Source organism: Leifsonia sp. 71-9, from assembly GCF_001898805.1.
Lineage (GTDB): Bacteria > Actinomycetota > Actinomycetes > Actinomycetales > Microbacteriaceae > Leifsonia.
Genome location: NZ_MKVJ01000017.1, coordinates 480758 through 502686, shown reverse-complemented (window position 1 = coordinate 502686; position 21929 = coordinate 480758). Strand labels below are relative to the sequence as shown.

General features: G+C 71.0%; 20 protein-coding genes. 9 read left to right on the top strand and 11 right to left on the bottom strand.

Features of this window, described 5'->3' with window-relative positions; translation table 11 throughout:
- The first annotated feature begins 114 nt into the window (after positions 1-114).
- A complete protein-coding gene (locus tag BGO91_RS12135; RefSeq protein WP_021764467.1) occupies positions 115-321 on the top strand; it encodes a hypothetical protein in 207 nt (68 codons plus the stop codon).
- Positions 322-364: 43 nt separating this feature from the next.
- Here the strand turns inward: BGO91_RS12135 and BGO91_RS12130 are convergent, their stop codons facing one another.
- Together BGO91_RS12130 and BGO91_RS12125 are read right to left on the bottom strand one after the other, a co-directional pair.
- Entirely contained in the window at positions 365-634 is a 270-nt protein-coding gene (locus BGO91_RS12130; RefSeq protein WP_290473006.1) for a hypothetical protein, read from the bottom strand.
- 66 nt (positions 635-700) lie between these two features.
- Complete coding sequence (locus BGO91_RS12125; RefSeq protein ID WP_290473005.1) at positions 701-1822, bottom strand: glutamate--cysteine ligase; 1122 nt, start codon at positions 1820-1822, stop codon at positions 701-703.
- 122 nt (positions 1823-1944) lie between these two features.
- Here BGO91_RS12125 and BGO91_RS12120 point away from each other — a divergent pair, with 122 nt between their 5' ends.
- Complete coding sequence (locus BGO91_RS12120; RefSeq protein WP_290473004.1) at positions 1945-2757, top strand: hypothetical protein; 813 nt, start codon at positions 1945-1947, stop codon at positions 2755-2757.
- A gap of 3 nt (positions 2758-2760) precedes the next feature.
- Here the strand turns inward: BGO91_RS12120 and BGO91_RS12115 are convergent, their stop codons facing one another.
- Positions 2761-3867, bottom strand: coding sequence for a DUF5937 family protein (locus BGO91_RS12115; protein ID WP_290473003.1), 1107 nt, complete (start codon positions 3865-3867; stop codon positions 2761-2763).
- A gap of 99 nt (positions 3868-3966) precedes the next feature.
- Here BGO91_RS12115 and BGO91_RS12110 point away from each other — a divergent pair, with 99 nt between their 5' ends.
- Positions 3967-4164, top strand: coding sequence for a hypothetical protein (locus BGO91_RS12110; protein ID WP_290473002.1), 198 nt, complete (start codon positions 3967-3969; stop codon positions 4162-4164).
- A 98-nt stretch (positions 4165-4262) separates the two neighbouring features.
- Here the strand turns inward: BGO91_RS12110 and BGO91_RS12105 are convergent, their stop codons facing one another.
- Both BGO91_RS12105 and BGO91_RS12100 read right to left on the bottom strand, forming a co-directional pair.
- Entirely contained in the window at positions 4263-5426 is a 1164-nt protein-coding gene (locus tag BGO91_RS12105; protein ID WP_290473001.1) for a cystathionine gamma-synthase, read from the bottom strand.
- Between the two features lie 94 nt (positions 5427-5520).
- Positions 5521-6885 (bottom strand): cystathionine beta-synthase, encoded by a 1365-nt coding sequence (locus BGO91_RS12100; RefSeq protein WP_290473000.1) that lies wholly within the window; start codon positions 6883-6885, stop codon positions 5521-5523.
- 64 nt (positions 6886-6949) lie between these two features.
- Here BGO91_RS12100 and BGO91_RS12095 point away from each other — a divergent pair, with 64 nt between their 5' ends.
- Positions 6950-7618: a metal-dependent transcriptional regulator gene (locus BGO91_RS12095; RefSeq protein ID WP_290472999.1), complete on the top strand. Its 669-nt coding sequence runs from the start codon at positions 6950-6952 to the stop codon at positions 7616-7618.
- Between the two features lie 250 nt (positions 7619-7868).
- Here the strand turns inward: BGO91_RS12095 and BGO91_RS12090 are convergent, their stop codons facing one another.
- The 4 genes from BGO91_RS12090 to BGO91_RS12075 form a co-directional block, all read right to left on the bottom strand.
- Complete coding sequence (locus BGO91_RS12090) at positions 7869-9110, bottom strand: Nramp family divalent metal transporter (protein ID WP_290472998.1); 1242 nt, start codon at positions 9108-9110, stop codon at positions 7869-7871.
- A 78-nt stretch (positions 9111-9188) separates the two neighbouring features.
- The gene (locus tag BGO91_RS12085; RefSeq protein ID WP_290472997.1) at positions 9189-10610 is read right to left on the bottom strand and encodes a mechanosensitive ion channel domain-containing protein; all 1422 of its coding nucleotides are present in this window, start codon (positions 10608-10610) and stop codon (positions 9189-9191) included.
- The gene (locus BGO91_RS12080) at positions 10603-12822 is read right to left on the bottom strand and encodes an adenylate/guanylate cyclase domain-containing protein (protein ID WP_290472996.1); all 2220 of its coding nucleotides are present in this window, start codon (positions 12820-12822) and stop codon (positions 10603-10605) included. The genes BGO91_RS12085 and BGO91_RS12080 overlap by 8 nt, the downstream gene beginning before the upstream one ends.
- 426 nt (positions 12823-13248) lie before the next feature.
- Positions 13249-15135 carry an ABC transporter ATP-binding protein gene (locus BGO91_RS12075; RefSeq protein ID WP_290473143.1) on the bottom strand — a complete coding sequence of 629 codons (1887 nt, stop codon included), beginning with the start codon at positions 15133-15135 and terminating at the stop codon, positions 13249-13251.
- Between the two features lie 217 nt (positions 15136-15352).
- Here BGO91_RS12075 and BGO91_RS12070 point away from each other — a divergent pair, with 217 nt between their 5' ends.
- The 5 genes from BGO91_RS12070 (at position 15353) to BGO91_RS12050 (ending at position 19968) form a co-directional block, all read left to right on the top strand.
- On the top strand, positions 15353-16639 hold the full coding sequence (locus BGO91_RS12070; protein WP_290472995.1) for an ABC transporter substrate-binding protein: 1287 nt from the start codon (positions 15353-15355) through the stop codon (positions 16637-16639).
- Between the two features lie 85 nt (positions 16640-16724).
- Positions 16725-17762, top strand: coding sequence for a carbohydrate ABC transporter permease (locus BGO91_RS12065; RefSeq protein ID WP_290472994.1), 1038 nt, complete (start codon positions 16725-16727; stop codon positions 17760-17762).
- The gene (locus BGO91_RS12060) at positions 17759-18673 is read left to right on the top strand and encodes a carbohydrate ABC transporter permease (RefSeq protein ID WP_290472993.1); all 915 of its coding nucleotides are present in this window, start codon (positions 17759-17761) and stop codon (positions 18671-18673) included. Before BGO91_RS12065 ends, BGO91_RS12060 begins: the two co-directional genes overlap by 4 nt.
- A 4-nt stretch (positions 18674-18677) precedes the next feature.
- Entirely contained in the window at positions 18678-18917 is a 240-nt protein-coding gene (locus BGO91_RS12055; RefSeq protein WP_290472992.1) for a hypothetical protein, read from the top strand.
- A 16-nt stretch (positions 18918-18933) separates the two neighbouring features.
- Positions 18934-19968: a LacI family DNA-binding transcriptional regulator gene (locus BGO91_RS12050; protein ID WP_290472991.1), complete on the top strand. Its 1035-nt coding sequence runs from the start codon at positions 18934-18936 to the stop codon at positions 19966-19968.
- Positions 19969-20123: 155 nt separating this feature from the next.
- Here the strand turns inward: BGO91_RS12050 and BGO91_RS12045 are convergent, their stop codons facing one another.
- Positions 20124-21362, bottom strand: coding sequence for an MFS transporter (locus BGO91_RS12045; protein ID WP_290472990.1), 1239 nt, complete (start codon positions 21360-21362; stop codon positions 20124-20126).
- Positions 21363-21421: 59 nt separating this feature from the next.
- Positions 21422-21892 (bottom strand): MarR family transcriptional regulator, encoded by a 471-nt coding sequence (locus BGO91_RS12040; RefSeq protein WP_290472989.1) that lies wholly within the window; start codon positions 21890-21892, stop codon positions 21422-21424.
- Between the last annotated feature and the right edge of the window lie 37 nt (positions 21893-21929).

The following is a 21929-nucleotide window of genomic DNA, read 5'->3' as shown; positions in this document are numbered from 1 at the left end:
CGTCACGCCCTCCCCGCTCCACCGACGAACGTTCACCCGTCACCCCTTGTCCCCCGGCCGTGTACCCCGCTAGGGTCGAGCCAAGCAAGCTGCACGTTCGGGGAGGGGTGCCGCGTGACGACCTATGAGACGCCGATCGGGAATGCGCCGAAGGCAGGGCAGGACATCCATCTGGTCCGGTGGGTGCATCGGGCGGACGGGTGGAGCAGCGAGACGCTGCTCTGCACCTATCTGGCGGGCACACCGCACGACTGGATCGTGGAGTCGCGGGGGCAGCGCGTCGAGCTGCCGCGCGAAGAGTGGGCGCAGTTCGCCTTCTGAGCCGGCGACGGCCCCGGGCTGAGGGCCGCGCGGTGCGTCCGCGTCAGAGCCCGGCCTGCGCCGCGAGCACGTCGACGGCCGCGCGCCAGTCCACCGAGGGGATGCCCTCGCCGGACTCCTCCTCGCCGGGGAGCCGGGCGACGAAGGTCGGCCAGACCTCGCCCGCGGGATGCTGCTCCTCGACGAGCCCCAGATAGTCGCCGCCGTAGTACACCTCCCACGCCGCCGTGGAGGTGGGGCTGTACATCAGGGTGAGCGGGAGGGAGCCGTAGGTGTAGACGGCGTGCTGGTGCGCGAGCTGCTTGTCCGTCATGTTCGGCAGGATAGGCGTCTTCGCGGCGGCACGGAAGGGACTGTCGCGCCGCCGCTCGCCGTGCTGTCACGCGACATCGGCGTCGTCGCCGTCGTCGTCCTCCGACTGCTCGTGCGTGGCCGCGATCGCCGCGTCCACCACATCGCGCATCCGGCCGCGCCGGGCGAACGCCGCGCGCTGCCGGCCGGCCCCTCCCCCGGTGCGCAGGATGCGCGCCAGCCCGCGCTGCACCAGCGCGAGGTCGCCGGCCCGCTCCAGGTCGGGCGCCGTGTAGGCGAGCAGCGCGGTGACCGCGTCCGCGGCGGTGCCCGCGAGCCCGGACTCGGGATGCGGCAGCAGCCCGGTCGCGCCGGTGAGCGCCGCCTGCCACTCGGCGAGCCGCAGCGCCGCCGACGGCAGTGGGAGCGGCGGGATGCCGGCGCGCCACTGCTGCGCGGCCGTCTCGACCAGCGCGCGCACCAGGGCGGCCAGGACGACCGTGTCGCGGGCGTCCAGGCAGACGTCGGCGACCCGGATCTCGATGGTGGGCTGCTTGTGCGAGAGCCGGGCGTCGAGGTACAGCATCCCCTTGTCGAGGATGACGCCGGTGTCGACCAGGAGCCGCTCGAACCGGTCGTACGCCTCCACCGAGCCGAACACGTCGGTCGGACCGGCGCTCTGCCACTGGTGCCAGACGACGAAGCGGTAACTGGCGTGGCCGGTGTCGACCCCGCCGGCGAAGGGCGAGTTCGCCGTCAGCGCGAGCAGCACGGGCAGCCAGGTGCGGATGCGGTCGAGCACCGCGACGCCCTCCTCTCGGGAGGCGATGGCGACGTGGACGTGGCAGCCGCAGACCAGGGTGCCGCGCGCCGTCAGGCCGTACCGCTCCATCATCCGGTCGTAGCGCGGATCGGGCGTGGCGTGCGGGCGCAGCCGTCGCGGCGACATCGCGAGCGCCACCGCCCGCGCCCCGTGCCGCAGCGCGAGCCGATCGGCGAGTTCGCGGCCGGCGACGATGTCCGCGAGCAGCGCGGCCATGGAGGTGTGCGGTCGCGTCTGCGTCTCCAGCATCTCCTGCTGGATCTCGGCGCTCACCTCGGGGCCGTCGGCGACGGGAGGGGCGTCCGCGAGGGCGAGAGGTGCCACCGGCGCCGCGACCCCGCGCGCGTCGACGAGCAGGAGCTCCTCCTCCACCCCGACCGTCCTCACGCCACCACTATGCGCGCGGACCCGCCGGGCGGGCAATCCCCGTCGGCCATGAATCGGCCGTGAGACCAGCGCCGCCGGAACGGCCCCTGACGCGGCCCGCGCAGCCCCCTAGACTCGGCCGCATGACGGCTCCCGACGCCTCCGCCCTCGCCGCCCTCTGGGCCACCGCCCTCGCCGGGGATCCGGCCGGGCTGGAGCGTGCGCTCGGGGAGAACAGCAGGCTCCCCGGGCCGCGCGCCGACCTCGAGCTCGCCGCCCGGCTGGCCGACACCGCCGGCGCGACGCCCGTCGCCGACCGGGACGCGGCGCTCGCCCTCCTCGACGGCTGGCTGGCCCATCCCCCACGCCTCGCCGTCGACCTCCCCGAACCGCATCGCGAGTACGTCGCGGCCTGCGCGGCGCTGGCCGCCGGTGCGCTCGGGGCGGTGCCGCTGCTGACCACGGCCGCCGGCGACGAGCGCTGGCGGGTGCGCGAGATGGCGGCGACCGGGATGCAGCGCGTCCTGGACCACGACTGGACGGAGGGCCTCCGCGAGGTGCGGCGGTGGCTCGGCGGAGACGGAGCGCCCGCCACCCGGGCCCTCCCCGTCCGCGCCGCCGTCGCGGCCGTCGCCGAGCCCCGCCTCCTGAAGCAGGCTCCGCACGGCGCCGAGGCGTGCGCCGTCGTCGGCGACGCGATCGACCTCCTGCTCGCCGTACCGGCGGAGCAGCGCCGCGACCCCGACGTCCGCGTCCTCCGTCAGGCGCTCGGCTACGCGGTCAGCGTCGTCGCGGTGGCCGCCCCGGACGACGGCGTCCCGCTGCTCGAACGCCTCGCCACCGCGGCCGACGCGGATGCCCGCTGGATCGCCCGCGAGAACCTGAAGAAGGCACGGCTGTCCGTGCTGGGCACGCGGCTCGACGTGGCGCGGGAGGCGTCGGCTCTGACGACCTGACCCTCACCGCAGCAGCGCCTCCACCATGTCGCGGCCGAGCCGGGCCGCGGCGACCACGTCGAACACGTAGACCACGTAGCGTCCGCGCCGGCTGGTCGTCACGAAGCCGGCCTGCTTGAGGATCGCCAGGTGCCGGGAGACCTCCGGCGCGCTCAGACTCCAGGCCTCCGCCAGGTCGGCGGTGGTGTGCGGCCCGCGGATGAGGCTCCGCGCCAGGCGGAGCCGCACCGGGTTGTCGAGGGCGTGCAGCCGCTCCTCGATCACCTCCACCGTCGTCGCCGGCCCGGGCGCGGCGCCGCCGGCCACCGCGCTGCCCGAGACCGGGTACTGGATGACCGGCCGCCATCCCGGAGCGTGCACGACCAGCAGGTGAGGGTGGCCGAGCACGCTGGGCAGGAAGGTGACCCCCGCCTCGTCGGCGGTCGTCGCGTTGTCCTGCAGCTTGTCCACGACGATGCGGGTGCCGTCGTCGTCCACGGTGACGGCGGGCGAGACCGTGTCGACCAGTCGCCGCAGGCCGGAGGTCGCGAGCACGTCGTGCTTGAGCCGCGCGTCGGCGGTCAGCCGCGGGACGAGCTGCGCCCACGCCTCCGCGAAGAACGCCGCCTCGCAGTCCTCCAGCAGCCGCCGGATCGTCGCCCGGGCGCGGGGAGGGTTGTCGAGCACGTAGTCGACGAAGCCGATCTGGCGTGGCCCTCGGGCGAGCGCGCGCTCGCGGGCGAGGTCCCGCGCCGCCGGGTCGACCAGGGGCGAGCCGAGCTCCCGGTGCAGGGGCACGGTGCCGCAGCTGCTCGTGAGGAGCGCCGCCGACACCCAGGTCTCGTCGCTCAGCGCATCCACCGCGTCCAGTTCGTCGCCCAGGGTCGCGCCCGGCTCGGCGGGCAGCAGCATGTCGGCGCGGGAGGTCCGCCACAGGAAGTCGGCGTCGATCAGCCGCTCGAGGAGCTGCGGCTCGACGGACGCCGCGACCGACGACACCCAGCCGTTCTGCGCCGGATGGTGCGCGGGTTCGACCAGCAGGTGCACCGCGGACCCCAGCTCGGCGAGCGGAGACGGCGCGAACCGGTAGCCCTCGGCACGCACCCGGCTGACATCGATGGAGACGCTCATGCCGTCATCCTCGCAAGGTTTCCCCCGCGCGGGCGCGTCGATTGACGATGATCGTCAATCGGAGCGCGCGACCGGTCGCCGGTCGGCGAAGGTGGCGGCATGACCACGAAAGAGCTCCACCTCCCGCGTCGCGCCGCCGTCCTCCCCGGAGGGCCGCGCCGCGCGCTGAACGCCCTGCTCGCGCGGCGCGACCGGCGAGCGGGCTCCCGAGCGGAGCGCGCCACCGCGCTCCGTCAGCGCCTGGACCGGCTGGAGGCCGCACGCACGGCGGCCGAACGCGCGCGCCTCTGGTGGTGAGCGCCGCCGTCCGCCCTCACATTTGGACCGAATGTCGCGAATGCGCTCGCGATTCGCGACATTCGGTCCAAATGTGCGGAGGGGTCCGCGGCGTGAGGTCAGCGGGACAGGGCCTGGTCGATGTCCGCGAGCAGGTCGGCGACGTCCTCGATGCCGACGGAGAGGCGCACGATGTTGTCCGGCACCTCCAGCTCGGTGCCGCGGACCGACGCGTGCGTCATCTCCGACGGGTAGCCGATGAGCGACTCCACGCCCCCGAGCGACTCGGCGAGCTGGAAGACCTGCGTCGACTCGGCGAACGCCCGGGCCGCCGCGGCGCCCCCGCTCAGCGCGACCGAGATCATGCCGCCGAACCCGCTCATCTGGCGCGCGGCCAGCTCGTGCCCGGGGTGGCTCGGGAGGCCGGGGTAGTAGACCGCGTCGACCCCGGCGTGCCCGACGAGGGCCTCGGCGATCGCCTGCGCGTTCGCGGTGTGGCGGTCCATGCGCACGGCGAGCGTCTTGATGCCGCGGACCGTGAGCCACGCATCCATCGGGGCCGAGACCGCGCCGGCGGCGAACTGGATGAACTGCACCTTCTCCGCCAGCTCCTCGTCCGCGAACACGAGGGCGCCGCCGATGACGTCGGAGTGGCCGCCGAGGTACTTCGTGGTCGAGTGCACGACCACGTCCGCCCCGAACGAGAGCGGCTGCTGCAGCGCCGGCGACGCGAACGTGTTGTCCACGACGACGAGCGCGCCGGCCGTGTGCCCCAGCTCGACGAGGGCGGCCAGGTCGCTGATCTTCATCAGCGGGTTGCTGGGCGTCTCGATCCAGAGGACGCGGGTGCGCTCGGTCGTCAGCGCCGCGCGCACGGCGTCGAGGTCCGTGAGGTCGACGGTGGTGTTGCCGATGCCCCAGGCCCGGTGGATGCGGTTGATCAGGCGGTGCGTCCCGCCGTAGACGTCGTTGCCGAGCACGACGTGGTCGCCCGGGACGAGCACGGCGCGCAGCAGCGCATCCTCCGCGGCGAGGCCCGAGGCGAACGACAGGGCGCTCACCCCGCCCTCGAGCGAAGCGAGCAGCGTCTCGAGCGACGTGCGCGTCGGGTTGCCGCCGCGGCCGTACTCGTAGCCGTTGCGCAGGCCGCCGATGCCGTCCTGCACGAAGGTGGAGGTCTGGTAGATCGGCGGGATGATCGCGCCGGTCGTCGGGTCGAACTCCTGGCCCACGTGGATGGCGCGGGTGGCGAAGCCCTGGTTCGTGTCGTGCTCGGCGGTCATGGCGGTGTCTTTCGTGTCGTTCGTGTCGTTCGGTGGGAAGGCCGCGGGGATGCGCGGGCGCGGAGGTGCGGGATGCGTGGGCATCCCGCACGACTCAGTCGCTGAGGTAGTTGAGCAGGTCCTGCCGGGTCAGCACCGCGAGCGGCTTGCCGTCCTCGGTGACGAGCAGGGCGTTGGCCGTGCCCAGGGCGGCGCGCGCCGCCGTCACCGGCTCGTTGACGCCGATCAGCGGCAGCGCGTCGCCGATGTGCTTGGCGACCGGGTCGCTCATCGCGGCGCGTCCGCTGAACACGGCGTCCACGAGGGACGTCTCGTCGAGCGCACCGGCGACCTCGCCCATCACGACGGGCGGCTCGGCGGTCAGCACCGGCAGCTGCGAGACCCCGTACTTGTTCATGATCTGGATGGCGTCCCGCACGGTCTCGGCCGGGTGCGTGTGCACCAGGTCCGGGAGGTCGCCCCGCTTGGTCTTGATGACATCCTGGACCGTGGACTCGTCCGGCACCTCGCTGAAGCCGTAGGACTGCATCCACTTGTCGTTGAAGATCTTGGCCAGGTAGCCGCGGCCGCCGTCGGGGAGGATGACCACCACGACGTCGTCGGCGGTGAGGCTCTTCGCCGCGCGCAGGGCGGCGACGACGGCCATGCCGCTGGAGCCGCCGACGAGGATGCCCTCCTCGCGCGCCAGGCGACGGGTCATGTGGAACGACTCGGCGTCGGTGACCGGGATGACCTCGTCCACCACCGTGGGGTCGTACGCGCTCGGCCAGAAGTCCTCGCCCACGCCCTCCACCAGGTACGGACGACCGGTGCCGCCCGAGTAGACGGAGCCCTCCGGGTCGGCGCCGATGATGCGCACCGCGCCCTCCGACACCTCCTTGAGGTAGCGGCCGGTGCCCGAGATGGTGCCGCCCGTGCCGACGCCGGCGACGAAGTGCGTCACCTTGCCCTCGGTGTCGCGCCAGATCTCCGGGCCGGTGGTCTCGTAGTGGCTGCGCGGCCCGTTCGGGTTCGCGTACTGGTTGGGCTTGAACGCGCCCGGGATCTCGGCCGTCAGGCGGTCCGAGACCGAGTAGTAGGAGTCGGGATGCTCGGGCGGCACCGACGTCGGCGTCACCACGATCTCCGCCCCGTAGGCGGTGAGGACGTTGCGCTTGTCCTCGCCCACCTTGTCGGGCAGCACGAACACGCACCGGTAGCCGCGCTGCTGGGCGATGAGCGCCAGCCCCACGCCGGTGTTGCCGCTCGTCGGCTCCACGATGGTGCCGCCGGGCTTCAAGTGGCCGTCCCGTTCCGCAGCATCGATGATGCGGCTCGCGATGCGGTCCTTGGAGGATCCTCCGGGGTTCAGGTACTCGAGCTTGACGAGCACCGTCGCCGCGATCCCCTCGGTCAGCCGGTTGAGCTTCACGAGCGGGGTGTCGCCGACCAGGTCTGTGATGGTCTCTGCGTACTTCACGGGACCAACGGTAACAGCGCGGGCACCGCGGATCGATCCTGTTACAGCCCGTAGACTCTCGTGCATGCCCGTGTCCGACCTCTCGCCCGTGGCCCAGGACTACCTGAAGTTCATCTGGTCCGCCACCGAATGGGAGGGCGATCCCGTCACCGTGAAGCAGCTCTCCGAGCGGATGGGCGTGCGCGCGGCGACGGTCTCCGACGGCATCCGCCGCCTGACCGAGCAGGGCCTGCTGGCCCACGAGCCCTACGGCGGCATCGAGCTGACCGAGGAGGGGCGGCGGCACGCGGTCGCCATGGTGCGCCGCCACCGGCTCATCGAGACCTTCCTGGTGGAGGAGCTCGGCTACGGTTGGGACGAGGTCCACGACGAGGCCGAGGTCCTGGAGCACGCCGTCTCGGACGACCTCGTCGAGCGCATCGACCGCCGCCTCGGCTTCCCCGCCCGCGACCCGCACGGCGACCCCATCCCCACCGCCGACGGCCAGCCCCGCCGGCCCGACGCCGTCCCGTTGCTGTCGGCGCCGACCGGTGTGGAGGTCGTGGTCGCCCGCATCTCGGACGCCGACCCGGCCATCCTGCGCTACCTCGGCGAACTCCGCATCGGCCTCGACACCGCCTTGACCGTGGACGAGCACCGCGAGTTCGCGGGCGACGTCACCGTGCGCACCGCCGACGCGACGATCGTGCTCGGCGCAACCGCCGCCGCCGCCGTCTGGGTCGTCACCGCCTGACCCGCCGCACCGCACCGCAGGGCATCCCGCGCGGGTAACGGAGGACATCCGGCCCGACCCGCCGTCCCGGCGCAGGTAACGGAGGACATCAGCCCCGATCCGCCCCCGGATCTCCTCCCCTGGCCGCACCACCACGGGCGCCGCTACCGGAGGACATCCCTCCCCCGATCGCCCCGCCCCTCCTCCGTTACCCGCTCCGCCGCGGCGCGCCGCGCGAAGACTCCTCCGCTCGCCCCGCCCCGCCCCGACCTCACGCCCCGGTCACGGTCAGCACCACCAGCGCGAGGTTGAGCACCACGACCAGCGCCGCCACCACGCCCCCGGCCAGCCGCACCCACAGCGGATCCGCCCGGTCGCCCATGACCTCGCGCGACCCGGTCAGCCGCAGCAGCGGGATCATGGCGAACGGGATCCCGAGGCTCAGGAACACCTGCGAGAGCACGAGCGCCCAGGTCGGGTCGACTCCGGCGGCGAGGATGACCACGGCCGGGATGAGCGTCACGACCCGCCGGGCCAGCAGCGGCACGCGCACCTTCAACAGCCCGCCCATGATCGTGGCGCCCGCGTAGCTGCCCACCGACGTGGAGGCGAGGCCCGATGCGAGCAGGCCGATCGCGAAGACGACGCCGACGACCGGTCCGAGCGCCGAGGAGATCGCGGCGTGCGCGCCCTCGATGGAGTCCGTCCCATCGACGCCGCGCAGCGAGGCCGCGGCCACAAGCAGCATCGCGATGTTGACGGCGCCGGCGACGATGAGCGCGAGCACCACATCCAGCCGGGTGGCGCGCAGCAGGGTGCGCACCCGCCCCGCGTCGGCCGAGACGCCGTGGCGGTCGCGGGCGAGCGCCGAGTGCAGGTAGATCGCGTGGGGCATCACGGTCGCCCCGAGCATGCTCGCCGCGAGCAGCACGGTGGGAGCACCGTCGAACCGCGGCACGAGCCCCCCGGCCGCCGCACCCCAGTCGACCGGGCTGACGAACATCCCGGCGAGGAAGCCCACCGCGATGACGCCGAGCAGGGCGATCACCACGACCTCGAACGGCCGCTGCCCCCTCCGCGACTGGATGCTCAGGATGCCGATCGACGCGACCCCGACGATGAGGCCCCCGATCGGCAGCGGCAGCCCGAACAGCAGGTTGAGCGCGATCGCGCCGCCGATCACCTCGGCGATGTCCGTCGCGGCGGCGACGAGCTCCGCCTGCACCCAGTACGCGCGCCGGGATCCGGTGCCGAGGCGTGCGCCCAGCAGCTCCGGGAGGCTCCTCCCGGTCACGATGCCGAGCTTCGCCGACTGGTACTGCACGAACACCGCGATCGCGTTCGCGGCGACGAGCACCCAGACGAGCAGGTAGCCGTACTGGGCGCCGGCCGTCAGGTTGGCGGCGACGTTGCCCGGGTCGACGTAGGCGATGGCGGCGACGAACGCCGGGCCCAGGAGGAACAGCAGCCGGGCGCGCGAACCGGTGGCTCGCTCCGTCGTCGTGACCGCCATGTACGCCCTCCCGAACTCAAGTGTTAGGCCAGGCTAACACTTAAAGCGAGTGCGCCGCGATGGCACCCTCGGGATGGTTCAGCGGCGCAGTCCGCGCGACCCGGAGACGTCCCCGCCGGCCCGCTCGGCCATCGCCTTGCGGTTGTCGATGGTCTGCCCGATCTCCCGCGCCAGGAGCGGACGGCGCCGCACGAGCTCCTCCAGCACGGGCACCGGCACGGTGACCAGGGTGACGTCGGTGAGGGCGACCACGGACGTGAAGAGCTTCTCCCCGGTCAGGGCGGTCAGGCCGACGAAGTCGTTGACGCCGAGCTGGCCGAGCGGCAGCAGCGAGCCGTCCTCCGTCACCGCGTCGAGCCGCGCCTCCCCGACCGCGATCACGCCGGTGGAGTCCGGGATGCTGCCGGCCCGCTGGAGGGTCTCCCCCGCCCCGTAGCGCTCGAGCGTCGCGCGCGACGCGAACTCCTCGACCTCGTCCTCCCCGATGTGCAGGCTCCCCGCGACCCGGGTCAGCAACTCCCGCAGCCGCTCGGGCGTGCGGTAGTCGTCGGTCAGGTCGCCGTCGAGGTGCAGGTCGGCCCGGCGCGCGGCGTACCAGAGCCAGGTGAGGAACAGCGCGAGCGTCTGGTCGCTCTGCGACGGGCTGTCCACCGGGATGTCGATCTGGTACTTCGCGGCGCCGACCGGGTAGGCGGCGGGCGACGCGTCCCTGGCCAGCATCGGCAGCTCGGCCGCGACCGTCCGCAACAGCCGCACCACGTCCTGCGGCGCGTCGTCCGTCGTGAAGGTCAGCGTGGAGGAGAGCAGGAACGGACCTGGCGCCTTCGACAGGTTCGTGAACGACGCGTCGGCGAGGGAGCCGTTCGGGACGATCTGGATGCCGTTGCCGGTGTCGATGTGCACCGCCCGCCAGTTCACCTCGATCACGCGGCCGCGCACGCTGCCCGTGTCGAGCCAGTCGCCGAGCCGGAACGGCTGCTCGAACAGCAGGAACAGGCCGGAGACGATCGGCCCGACCGCGTTCTGCAGCGCGAGGCCGATGACGATCGAGCTCACCCCGAGCGCTGTGAACAGGCCGCCGACGTCGGCGCCCCAGACCCACGCGAACAGCACCGCCAGGCACACCACGATCAGCAGCAGCCGCACGATGTCCACGAAGATCGACGGGACGCGCGCCCGCCACGAACCGCGGTCCGCCGTCGCGAACAGGGCGACGTTCAGCCCGTTGAGCAGCACCAGGATGAGCAGGAACCCGAAGACCGTCGCGACCACCTTCGTCGTCGTCACGTCGCGGGAGCCGAGGTCCACCTGGCTCAGGAGGATCAGCAGCGCGCCGAGGGGCAGCACGTAGTTGCGCACCAGGCGCACGATCTTCGCCGCCGGGTTGCCGCGCCGCGTCATCCACGCGATCAGCTCCGTGAGCACCAGCAGCACGATGGGCAGGCCGATCACGATGATCAGCGCGGGCCAGAACCACGGCTGGCCGGTGATGTCAGACACGGGCCGCCTCCGCGTCGATGCGCCAGACGCGCACCCTGCCGCCCTGCGTCTCCAGCACCCCCGAGTCGGAGTAGCCGACCGAGTCCGGGAGGGAGTCGACCACCCGCTGCGTCAGGTAGATGCCCGGACTGCTGGAGACGTCCTGCACGCGGTGCGCGAGGTTCACGGCGTCGCCCCACATGTCGTAGACGACGCTCGTCCGGCCCACGAGGCCGCTCGTCACCGTGCCGCTGTCGATGCCGGCGCGCAGCTTGAGCTCGATGCCGTTCTGAGCGCCGTACCGGTCCAGGATGCCCTGCATGGCGATCGCGAACTCCACCATCCGCCGGGCGTTGTCGACCCGCGGGACGGTCAGCCCGCACGAGGCCAGGTACCCCTCCTGGCGGGTGGTGCGCACGCGCTCGACCCCGTACTTGTCGGCCGCCTCGTCGAAGCTGCGCACGATGCTGTTGAGCAGCGCGAGCGACTCGGCGGAGTCCTTGCCGCGGGCGTACTCGTCGAACCCGCCGATGTCGGCGAAAAGCACCGTGACGTCCTGGTGGTCCTCCGCGATCGTCTCGTCGCCCTGCCGGTACCGCTTCGCGACCCCCTCGGGCATCAGCGTGAGCAGCAGGCGTTCGTGCTCCTCCTGCTCCGCCTCGAGCAGATCGGCCTTCACCTGGAGGCTGCGCGACATGTCGTTGAACGCCGTGCCGAGGTCGGCGATCTCGTCACGCGACTTCGTGTCGACCTGCACCCCGACCTCCCCCGCCGCCACGCGTTTCACGGCGTCGAGGAGGCGGCGGAGCGGGCGCAGGAACACCTGCGCGAGCAGCAGCGAGAGCAGGCAGACCACGAGCACGAGCGCCGCGGTCGACAGCACGAGGTTGCGGGTGAAGTCGGCGGCCGGGGCGAACGCCTCCGACGTGTCCTCGCGCGCGACGATCACCCAGTTGAGGCCCTGGATGTCGAGCGGAGCGTACGCCGCGAGGTTCTCCCGGCCGACGTAGCTCGCTCCGATCGAGGTCCCGGTCTTCCCCTTCAGCGCGTTGTTCACCGCGATCGTGTTCACCGGTTGCAGCAGCACCGTCCCCTTGACGTCGACGATCCGCTTCGCGACCGCGGGCGGCGTTCCTGCGGCGATCGCCTGCTCCTCGTACGCCTTCGGATCCTGGATGAGCAGCCGCGACGCCGACCGCATCGTCTTGTCCGGCCCGGCGATGTAGACCTCGCCGGTCTTCCCGAGCCCCTGCTTCGCCCAGCCCTCGTTGCCGGTCATCACGTTGTTGATCGTGTCGATGTTGATCTGGAACGCGAGCACGCCGGTGAGCTTGCCGTCCTGCCCGACCGGCGAAACCACCCAGATCGTCGGCACGCCGAGCGATGGCAGGTAGCGCTCGAAGTCGGTCGTGACGGTGGCGTCGAGCGTGTTCGTGGTGAGCACCTTCTGGTACGCCGTCGAGAGCAGCGAGTTCTTGTACGGACCGGTGAGGACGTTCGTGCCCAGGTCGGTGCCCTTGTACGCCGAGTAGACGACGTCGCCCTGCGTGTTCAGCAGCAGCGCGTCGTCGAAGTTCAGATTGGTGACCAGGTCGCTGAAGTAGTGGTTGTACTGCGCGTTCGCCGCCGACCAGGCGCTGCCGTCCCCGGCGTCCGCCTGCGTGATCGCCTTGTCGTAGTCGAGCTTGTACGGCGCCGTGTAGTACGACTGCAGGTACGCGCCCGCACCCTCCGGCGTGAACCCGTCGGCCGAATACGTGTTCTCGCTGCGCTTGTCGAGCGCCGGGACGAACGTGTCCGCGTAGAAGGCGTCGAGCGCCTGCGTCCGTGCCGGCGGCAGCGTCGCCGTCCCGAGCTGGGCGAACGCCGCGTTGAACGCGTTCGACGCATCGATCGCGCTCTGGTTGCTCGAGCCGAGCGTCACAGCCGACCGCACGTTCGCGAACACCCGCTCGATCTCCGCCGCCCGCGTCTCCCGCACGCTCGTCAGCTGCTTGAGCGCCGCCTCCTTGAGCGAGTCGGTCGCGTTCACGTAGCCGATCACGCCCGTCACCAGCACCGAGAAGATGCTCACCCCGAGCAGCATCAGCAGCAGCTTCGATTGGATGCTCAGCCCGCCGCGCCGTCGGCGGCGCGGGGTCGCCGGTGGCGGCGCCGACGCCGGAGGTGCGGCGGAATCGGGCGGCGTCGCCTCGGGCGGAACAGGTGCGGTCTCGAGTGTGTCGGCGGTCACGCGGTCCCCTTTTGTCGCGCAGAACTCGGCATACAGCTGTGCACGCAAGCTATGCCCGCACACCCACCACATCTAGTCCCGACCGCGAAACCGCCCCGAGCCCCGCCCAGCCCCGCGCTCCCGGGCGCCGTAACTCCTGCGATCCCGCCACCCCGGCATCCATGCACCGGAGTTCCGGCGACCTGAGCGGCGCGTCGCCGGAGAACTCCGGAGTTCCGGCAGCCGACGACAACAGCCTGCACCCGGCACGCCTGTCCCCGCCCGTTGCCCCCGAGGCCGGGCCAACTCCGGCTCCCGGCGCTGACACGCCGCTCAGGTCGCCGTTCAACCGGAGTCCCTGCCCGACAGCCGCGAATTCACCGGAGTTGCAGCGGCCGCCCCCGACCCATCCCGCACTCGGAGTTGCAGCGGCCGCCTCCGGCCCCCTCACCCCTCCGGGCTGAGCGTCCCCTCGATCTGCTCGCGGTACAGCTTCGTGTAGACGCCGCCCGCCTCCAGCAGTTCCCGGTGGGTCCCGCGCTCCACGATCTGCCCGTGGTCGACGACGAAGATCACGTCGGCCGCGACGATGGTGGAGAGGCGGTGGGCGATGGCGATCGTGGTGCGGCCGCGGGAGGCGGTGTCGAGCGCCTGCTGCACGACGCGTTCCGAGATGGTGTCGAGGGCGCTGGTCGCCTCGTCGAGGATGAGCACCTCGGGGTCTTTGAGCAGCACGCGCGCGATGGCGATGCGCTGCTTCTCGCCGCCGGAGAGGCGGTAGCCGCGCTCCCCCACGATCGTCGCGTAGCCGTCGGGGAAGCTCACGATGGTGTCGTGGATGTTCGCCTGCCGGGCGGCCGCCTCCAGCTCCTCCTGCGTCGCGTCCGGCCGGGCGTAGCGGAGGTTCTCGGCGATGGTGGCGTGGAACAGGTACGTCTCCTGGCTGACCACGCCGATGTGCGCGACGAGCGACTCCTGCTGCAGCCCGCGGATGTCCTCGCCGCCGAACAGGATGCGCCCGCTGGTGGCGTCGTAGAACCGCGGGATCAGGTACGAGACGGTCGTCTTGCCCGCGCCGCTCGGTCCGACGAAGGCGGCGAACTCGCCTGCGCGGATGGTGAACGACACGTCGTCGAGCGTGTTGCGCTCGCCCTCCCGCGCGTCCGGGTAGCGGAAGACGACGTGGTCGAACTCGATGCGGCCGAGGTCGCGCTCGGGGTCGACGGGCACGGCGTCGGGGCGGTCGGCGATGGCCGGCTTGAGGTCGAGGTACTCGAAGATGCGGGCGAACAGCGCGCCCGAGGTCTGCAGGTCCAGCGCGACGCGCATCAGCGCGAGCAGCGGGAACAGGAGGCGCGCCTGCACGGTCGTGAAGGCGACGATCGTTCCGGCCGTGATGTCCGTCGCGCCGCCCAGGATGAGCCATCCCGACACGACGTAGACGATCGCCGGGATCGACGACAGGAAGATGTTCACCATCGCGAAGAACCACTGGCCGCTCATCGCCTGCGAGACCTGCAGGCGGATCTGGTTCTCGTTCTCGTCGGAGTAGCGCTGCACCTCGGCGCCCTGCCGGTTGAAGCTCTTCGAGAGCAGGATGCCCGAGACGCTCAGGGTCTCCTGCGTGATGGCGGTCATGTCCGACAGCGACTCCTGCGTGCGCGTCGCGATCCGCGCGCGCACCTGCCCGACCCGCCGCTGCGCGATCACGAGGATGGGCATCAGGACCACCGCGACGATCGTCAGCTGCCAGTTGAGCAGCAGCATCGCGACGAGCGCCGCGATCACCGTCACGGTGTTGCCCAGGATGCTCGACATCGTGTTGGTGAGCACGCTCGCCACCCCGCCGACGTCGTTCTGGAGGCGGGACTGGATGATGCCGGTCTTGGTCTTGGTGAAGAAGCTCAGCTCCATCGACTGCAGGTGCGAGAAGAGGCGCACGCGCAGCGCCCCCATAACCTTGTTGCCGACGGAGGCGGTCAGGTACGTCTGCCAGACGCCGAGCAGGGCGGACCCGACGAAGACCACGATCATCGCGACGACGATCTCGATCAGCACGGGCATGTCCGGGCCGCCCTTGGGGAAGAGCCCGTCGTCGAAGGCGCGCTGGGTCAGGAGGGGCGGGATGACCGACAGGGCCGCGCCGACCAGCACGAGCACCATCGTGACGATGATGGCGGTGCGGTGCGCGGCGAACAGCGACACGATCCGGCGGAACAGGTGCGGGATCTTCGGGGCGGTGGCGTTGAGCGCCTTCTGCGCTTCGGCGTCGCCGCCGCTCACGCGCGACCGCATCCCGCCGCCGCCTCCGCCGCCCATGCCCATCCCGCGCATCCCGCTCACGGCCTCAGCCTATGCCTGCCGTCCGACGCGCCCGTCCGCGGCGCGGATGACCGGTCCCACACCTCCTCGGCCCCCGCCCGAGGGTGGAACACCGTGACGGAACCGTGATGCAAGCGCTTGACGTAAACGCTTGCATAGACGAGCGCAGCCGGAGTACGGTGTCGGCGGGCGCACCCGCGCCCGCACCAAGAGCTCAATGAGGAGTGAAATGAAAGCAGCACGTCTCTCCGTGGTCGCGGGAGTCGCCCTGATCGGCCTCGCGCTTGCCGGTTGCACGGGTGGGGGATCGGGAGGAAGCAGCAGCGGCGGCGACGCCAGCCAGAACCTCACGGGCAAAGGCCCCATCACCTACGTGCAGGGCAAGGACAACTCGAACGTCGTCCGCCCCCTGATCGCCAAGTGGAACGCAGCGCACCCCGACGAGAAGGTCACCTTCAAGGAGCAGACCGATCAGGCGGACCAGCAGCACGACGACCTCGTGCAGCACTTCCAGGCGAAGGACTCCAACTACGACGTCGTCGATGTCGACGTGGTGTGGACGGGTGAGTTCGCGGCGAAGGGCTGGCTGCAGCCGCTGACCGGCGACTTCAAGATGGACAACTCGGCCCTGCTGGCCCCGACGGTCAAGTCGGGCACCTACAACGGCACGCAGTACGCGGCGCCGCAGACCTCCGACGGCGGCATCCTGTACTACCGCAAGGACCTCGTGCCCACGCCGCCGAAGACCTGGGACGACATGCTCAAGGACTGCGACATCGCCAAGGCCAACGGGATCGGCTGCTACGCCGGCCAGTTCGCCCAGTACGAGGGCCTGACGGTGAACGTGGCCGAGGCCATCAACACCAACGGGGGCACCATCGTCGGCGACGACGGCAAGACGGTGACGGTCGACAGCAAGCAGGCCAACGCGGGTCTGTCCCGCCTGGTGGACGGCTTCAAGAACGGCCAGATCCCGGCCGAGGCCATCACCTACCAGGAGGAGCAGGGCCGGCAGGCGTTCGAGGCCGGCAAGCTGCTCTTCATGCGCAACTGGCCGTACGTCTACAACCTGGCCAAGACCGACGGCTCCTCGACGGTCAAGGACACCTTCGGGATCGCACCGCTTCCGGGCGTGACCGCCGACAAGCCGGGCGTCTCCAGCCTGGGCGGCCACAACGCGGCCATCAGCGTGTACTCCAAGCACAAGGCGACCGCGTTCGCGTTCCTCAAGTTCCTGCAGAGCGAAGAGACGCAGAAGTTCTTCGTGACCCAGGGCTCGCTGGCCCCGGTCCTCTCGTCGCTGTACGACGACGCGGACCTGAACACCCAGCTGCCGTACCTGACCACCCTGAAGACGTCGATCGAGAACGCGGTGCCGCGTCCCGTCTCGCCGTTCTACCCGGCGATCACCAAGGCCGTTCAGGACAACTCCTACGCCGCCCTCAAGGGCGACAAGACGGTCGACCAGGCGCTGAAGGACATGGCGTCGGCGATCCAGACGGCCAGCCAGGGCTGACCCGGCCGGTCCACCGGTCACCGGGCGGCGGGATCCTTCCCGCCGCCCGGTCCCCCTCTCTTCTGCCACGTCACCGGAGGCACACATGTCAGCGTCGAACGTCGTCGCCCCCTCATCCACCAATCAGAGCGGCAAACCACCGGTCCGGGCCGGTATCAAGAAGAACAGGCGCCAGCAGAGCCGCTGGGCCCTCTACCTGATCATCCCGACACTCATCCTCCTGGCCGTCGTCATCGGCTACCCGGTCGTGACCGCCATCGTCATGTCCTTCCAGAAGGATGCCGGCCTCGACCCGGCCACCGGCCTGTTCGTGCAGGGCGGCTTCGCCGGATTCCAGAACTACGCCCACTGGCTGTTCCAGCAGTGCATGGGGACGGACGGCACCACCATCGCGTGCCCGCCCGGCAACCTGGGTTCCACGTTCTGGAACGCCGTGTTCGTCACCTTCTTCTTCACGGTGACGACCGTCATCCTCGAGACCGTCCTCGGCCTCTGGTTCGCCCTCATCATGAACCGCGCGTTCCGCGGCCGCGGCTTCGTCCGCGCCGCGATCCTCGTGCCGTGGGCCATCCCGACCGCCGTCACCGCCAAGCTGTGGTTCTTCATCTTCTCGGTCGCCGGCATCGCCAACGCCATCCTCGGGGCGCACATCCTCTGGACCAGTGACGAGTGGGCCTCCCGGTTCGCGGTGATCATCGCCGACACGTGGAAGACCACGCCGTTCATGGCGCTGCTGATCCTGGCGGGTCTGCAGCTCATCCCCGAAGACGTCTACGAGGCCGCCAAGATGGACGGCGCGTCGACCCTGCAGCGGTTCTGGCGGGTCACGATGCCGCTGCTGAAGCCGGCCCTCATGGTCGCCATCCTGTTCCGCGTGCTCGACGCCCTCCGCATCTACGACCTGCCGGCCATCCTCACCGGCGGTGGAGGAGGTACGGGCCATGCCACGACGACCTTGTCGATCCTGGTGATCGACCAGATCAGGCAGGGCTTCAACAGCGCGGCCGCCCTCTCGACCATCACGTTCATCATCATCTTCCTCGTCGCGTTCATCTTCGTCCGAATACTCGGGACGAACGTCGTGAGAACGCAGGAAGCCCAGCAGAAGGGAGCGAAGGAATGACCGCAGTCGCCGGCCCCGCCGCCGCCACCGCAGAGGCGAACGCCCTCCCCCGCACCCAGACGAAGAGGAAGGGCTCGTCCCGCCGTCGCAACGCCGGCGTCCGCACGGGCGTGCAGGCCGTCGTCATCGTCCTGTGGTGCCTGCTGCCCTTCTACTGGATGGTCGTCACCTCGTTCCGGGATGTCGGCTACACCTTCGACACGACGCCGTGGTTCACGCACTTCACGTGGGACAACTACGCGACCGCGTTCTCCACGAACCTGGGCAACCACCTCGGCCAGGCGCTGCTGAACTCGCTGATCATCGGCGTCTGCGTCACCGTCGTGTCCCTCGTGTTCGGCATCTTCGCCTCGTACGCCCTGGCGCGGCTCGACTTCCGGTTCAAGGGCATCGTGCTCGGCATCATCCTCGCCGCCTCGATGTTCCCGGGCGTCGCGCTCATCACGCCGCTGTTCCAGCTGTTCACGAGCATCGGCTGGATGGGCACCTACCAGGCGCTGATCATCCCGCAGATCTCGTTCGCACTGCCGTTGACGGTCTACACGCTCTCGTCGTTCTTCCGCGAGATGCCGTGGGACCTCGAGGAGGCGGCACGGATCGACGGCTGCACTCAGGCGCAGGCGTTCCGCAAGATCATCCTGCCCCTGGCGGCCCCGGCCGTGTTCACGACGGCGATCCTGGCGTTCATCTCCTCGTGGAACGAGTTCCTGATCTCCAGCCAGCTGTCGAGCGACGCGACCCAGCCGGTCACCGTGGCCATCGCCTCCTTCACCGGCAGCCAGCCGCACCAGGAGCCGTACACCGCCGTGATGGCGGCCGGTACGATCGTCACCGTCCCCCTCATCATCCTGGTGCTGATCTTCCAGCGCCGGATCGTCGCGGGACTCACCGCCGGCGGAGTGAAGGGCTGAGCAGATGCGCTGGAGCGATCCGAGAGAAGCCGTCGACGTCGGGATCGGCTTCGTCGGCTTCTTCGCGGTCGCGTTCTTCGTCATCACGCTCGTCTGCGAGCTGACCGGCCAGCCGGCGCTCCTCTGGGCCTTGATCACCCTGGTCCTGGTGCTGCTGCTGATCGCACTCTGGCAGGCGCGCCGCCGCATCCTGGCGGCGCGCCTCAGAGCGCAGCAGGAGCAGGCCGCCTCCGAGCAGCTCTGAGCGACCGACGATGCGGATGCCCGGGATCGAGGAGGTCGCGCGCGCGACCGGCGTCTCCACAGCGACCGTGTCACGGGCGCTCCGCGGCCTCCCGAACGTCTCCGACACGACGCGCGCCGCGGTGCGGAGGGCGGCCGACGAGCTCGGCTACGTCGCCTCCTCCAGCGCCTCCGGTCTCGCGAGCGGCCGCACCCTCGCGCTCGGGGTGGTCGTCCCGTCGGTCAGCCGCTGGTTCTACACCCAGGTGATGGAGGGCGTCGACGCCGAGCTGCGCGCCGCCAGCTACGACATGATCCTGTTCAATCTCGGCGGCCACCGCGGCGACCGGGAACGGGTGTTCCACCGGAGCATCCTGCGCAAGCGCACCGACGCCCTGCTCGCGCTCTGCCTCGACTTCACCGTGGAGGAGCGCGAGCAGCTGGCCTCGCTCGGTCACCCGACCATCGTCGTCGGGGGCCCGGTGAAGGGCCTGCGGAGCGTGGGCATCGACGAGCGCAGCACCGCGCGCCGCGCGACCGAGCACCTCCTGAGCCTCGGCCACACCGAGATCGCCCATCTCGGCGGGGAGGACGAGGAGGGGCTCAACAGTCAGGTGCCGGCCGGGCGTCTGCGCGGCTTCACCATCGCGATGCGGGCTGCGGGCCTCCCGGTGCGGCCGGAGTGGATCGTGCCGGGCGGCTTCGCCCTCCCGGCGGCCCGCGCGGCGATGAACCGGCTGCTCGACCGACCGGGTCCGCGGCCGACCGCGGTGTTCGCCGGGTCGGACGAGATGGCGTTCGGCGCGATCCTCGCCGCGGGGGACCACGGCCTCAGCGTGCCGGGCGATCTCTCGGTCATCGGCATCGACGACCACGACTTCTCGGAGTCGTTCGGGCTCACCACGATGGCGCAGAGCCCGTTCGAGCAGGGCGCCGTCGCCGCGCGGATCCTGCTCGACGAACTCGGCGGCGGGGAGCCCCGGCGCGGGTCGGTCCGCTCCCCCGTCTCGCTCGTCGTGCGCTCCTCGACGGCCCCACCGCGCGCCGTGTACCGAGCAGCCCCGTCCATCTGAAAGAATGTTTCTGCGCCGCTGCCGCGGATCGCGCCTTTCGGGTAGGCACGATCGAGTGGCAGTGGAGGCTCGCGACAGGCTTTCCTAGGTCTCGACGCGAGAAGGGCCGCCCTGACTAGGACAGGGCGGCCCTTCGTATTCGGTTCGGCAGGCGCTCAGTCGGCGTCCGCGAGCGCCAGCACCTCGGCCTCCTGCTGCGTGGACTCCTGCGGGGCGTCGACCCGGCGCAGGTGCTTGTGGCCGATCATCACGAGCGCGACGGCGATCAGCACCGAGACGGCGCCGGCGAAGAACGGCGTGGCCGGGCTGATGGTGTCGGCCAGCAGCGTCGCCGCCGGCGGGGCAATGGCGCCGCCGAGGAACCGGACGCCCGAGTACGCGCTCGAGGCGACGGAGCGGGGCAGGTCGGTCGCCTCCATCACGCACTCGGTGAGCACCGTGTTCAGGATGCCGAGCAGCAGGCCGCCGATGATCACGCAGACGATGAGCGCGGCGAGGGACGAGATGAACAGGCCGGCCGCCGCCAGGTCGATCGCCAGGAGCGGCATCACGATCCACAGCACCCGGGTGCGCGGGAGGCGCGAGGTCAGCAGCGGCGCGACCCACACCGAGGTCACCGCGAGCGAGACGCCCCAGCCGAAGAAGATCAGGCCGAGCGTGATCGCGTCCTCGACGCCCAGGGGCACGAGGGCGAAGGGCGTGTAGGCCAGCAGCACGAAGAAGCCGATGTTGTAGAACAGCGCGGCGGCGGCGAGGAACCCGAGCGCCGGCTTCGCGAGGGCGCGGAACGGAGCGGAGAGCTTCGTCGGGACGGGCTTCTCGGGGGTCTTCTTCAGCATGACGACGATCGCGATGAAGCCGAGCGCCATCAGGGTGGCGGTGCCGAAGAACGGTCCGCGCCAGCTCCAGCTGCCCAGGAGGCCGCCGAGCAGCGGGCCGATGGCGATGCCGAGGCCGAGGGCCGCCTCGTAGAGGATGATCGCGGCCGAGGTGCCGCCCGACGCCGCGCCGACGATGGTCGCGAGCGCCGTGGAGATGAAGAGCGCGTTGCCCAGGCCCCAGCCCGCGCGGAAGCCGATGATCGACTCCACGTTCTGCGACAGGCCCGCGGCGAGCGCGAACACGACGATGAGCGCCAGACCGATCAGGAGGGTGCGCTTGGCGCCGATCCGGCTCGAGATCCAGCTGGTGAAGAACATCGCCAGGCCCGTGATGAGCAGGTAGCTCGTGAAGAGCATCTCCGTCTCGGTCGGGGTCGCCTCGAGGCTCTTGGCGATCGCCGGGAGGATCGGGTCGACCAGTCCGATGCCCATGAAGGCGATGACGGAGGCGAATGCGACGGCCCACACGGCGGTGGGCTGCTTGAGGATGTTGTCTGGTTTGTCGTGGGACATCGAGGGTGGACGGCTCCTGGCGATTCGGTGGTGCGGGAAGATGCGGGAGAGGTGCGCGCTCAGCGCGCGGCGGCGAGGACCGCGGAGGTCGCCGTCGAGAGGTCGACGCGGGATGCGATGAGCTCGACGGTGCTGCGCATGGCGGCCAGCTCCTCGTCGCTCAGATCGGCGAACATCGGCACCAGCGCGGCCGAGAGCTCGTCGCGCCACTCCTGGAGCGCGCCGGCACCCTTCGCGGTGATGGCGATCTGCCAGGCCCGGGCGTCGTCGGTGTCAGCGATGCGCTTGACCCATTCGGACTCGACGAGCGTGCGGACCAGCTTGGTCATGGTCGGCTGCGAGACCCGGCTGTGCGAGGCGAGCTCCCCCAGCCGCAGCGGCCCCGAGGTCTGCAGCACGCTCAGCGTGCGCCAGATGGCGGGCGACTCCGTGCTCCCGGTGACCCGGGCGGCGAGGCGGGTGAGACGATGGCTGGCGACGACCAGATCGCCCAGCGTGCTCCTCAGTTCTTCGGTGCGGTTCTCGGACATGTCCTCCATTTTATATAGCTGGCCTATATAAATCAAG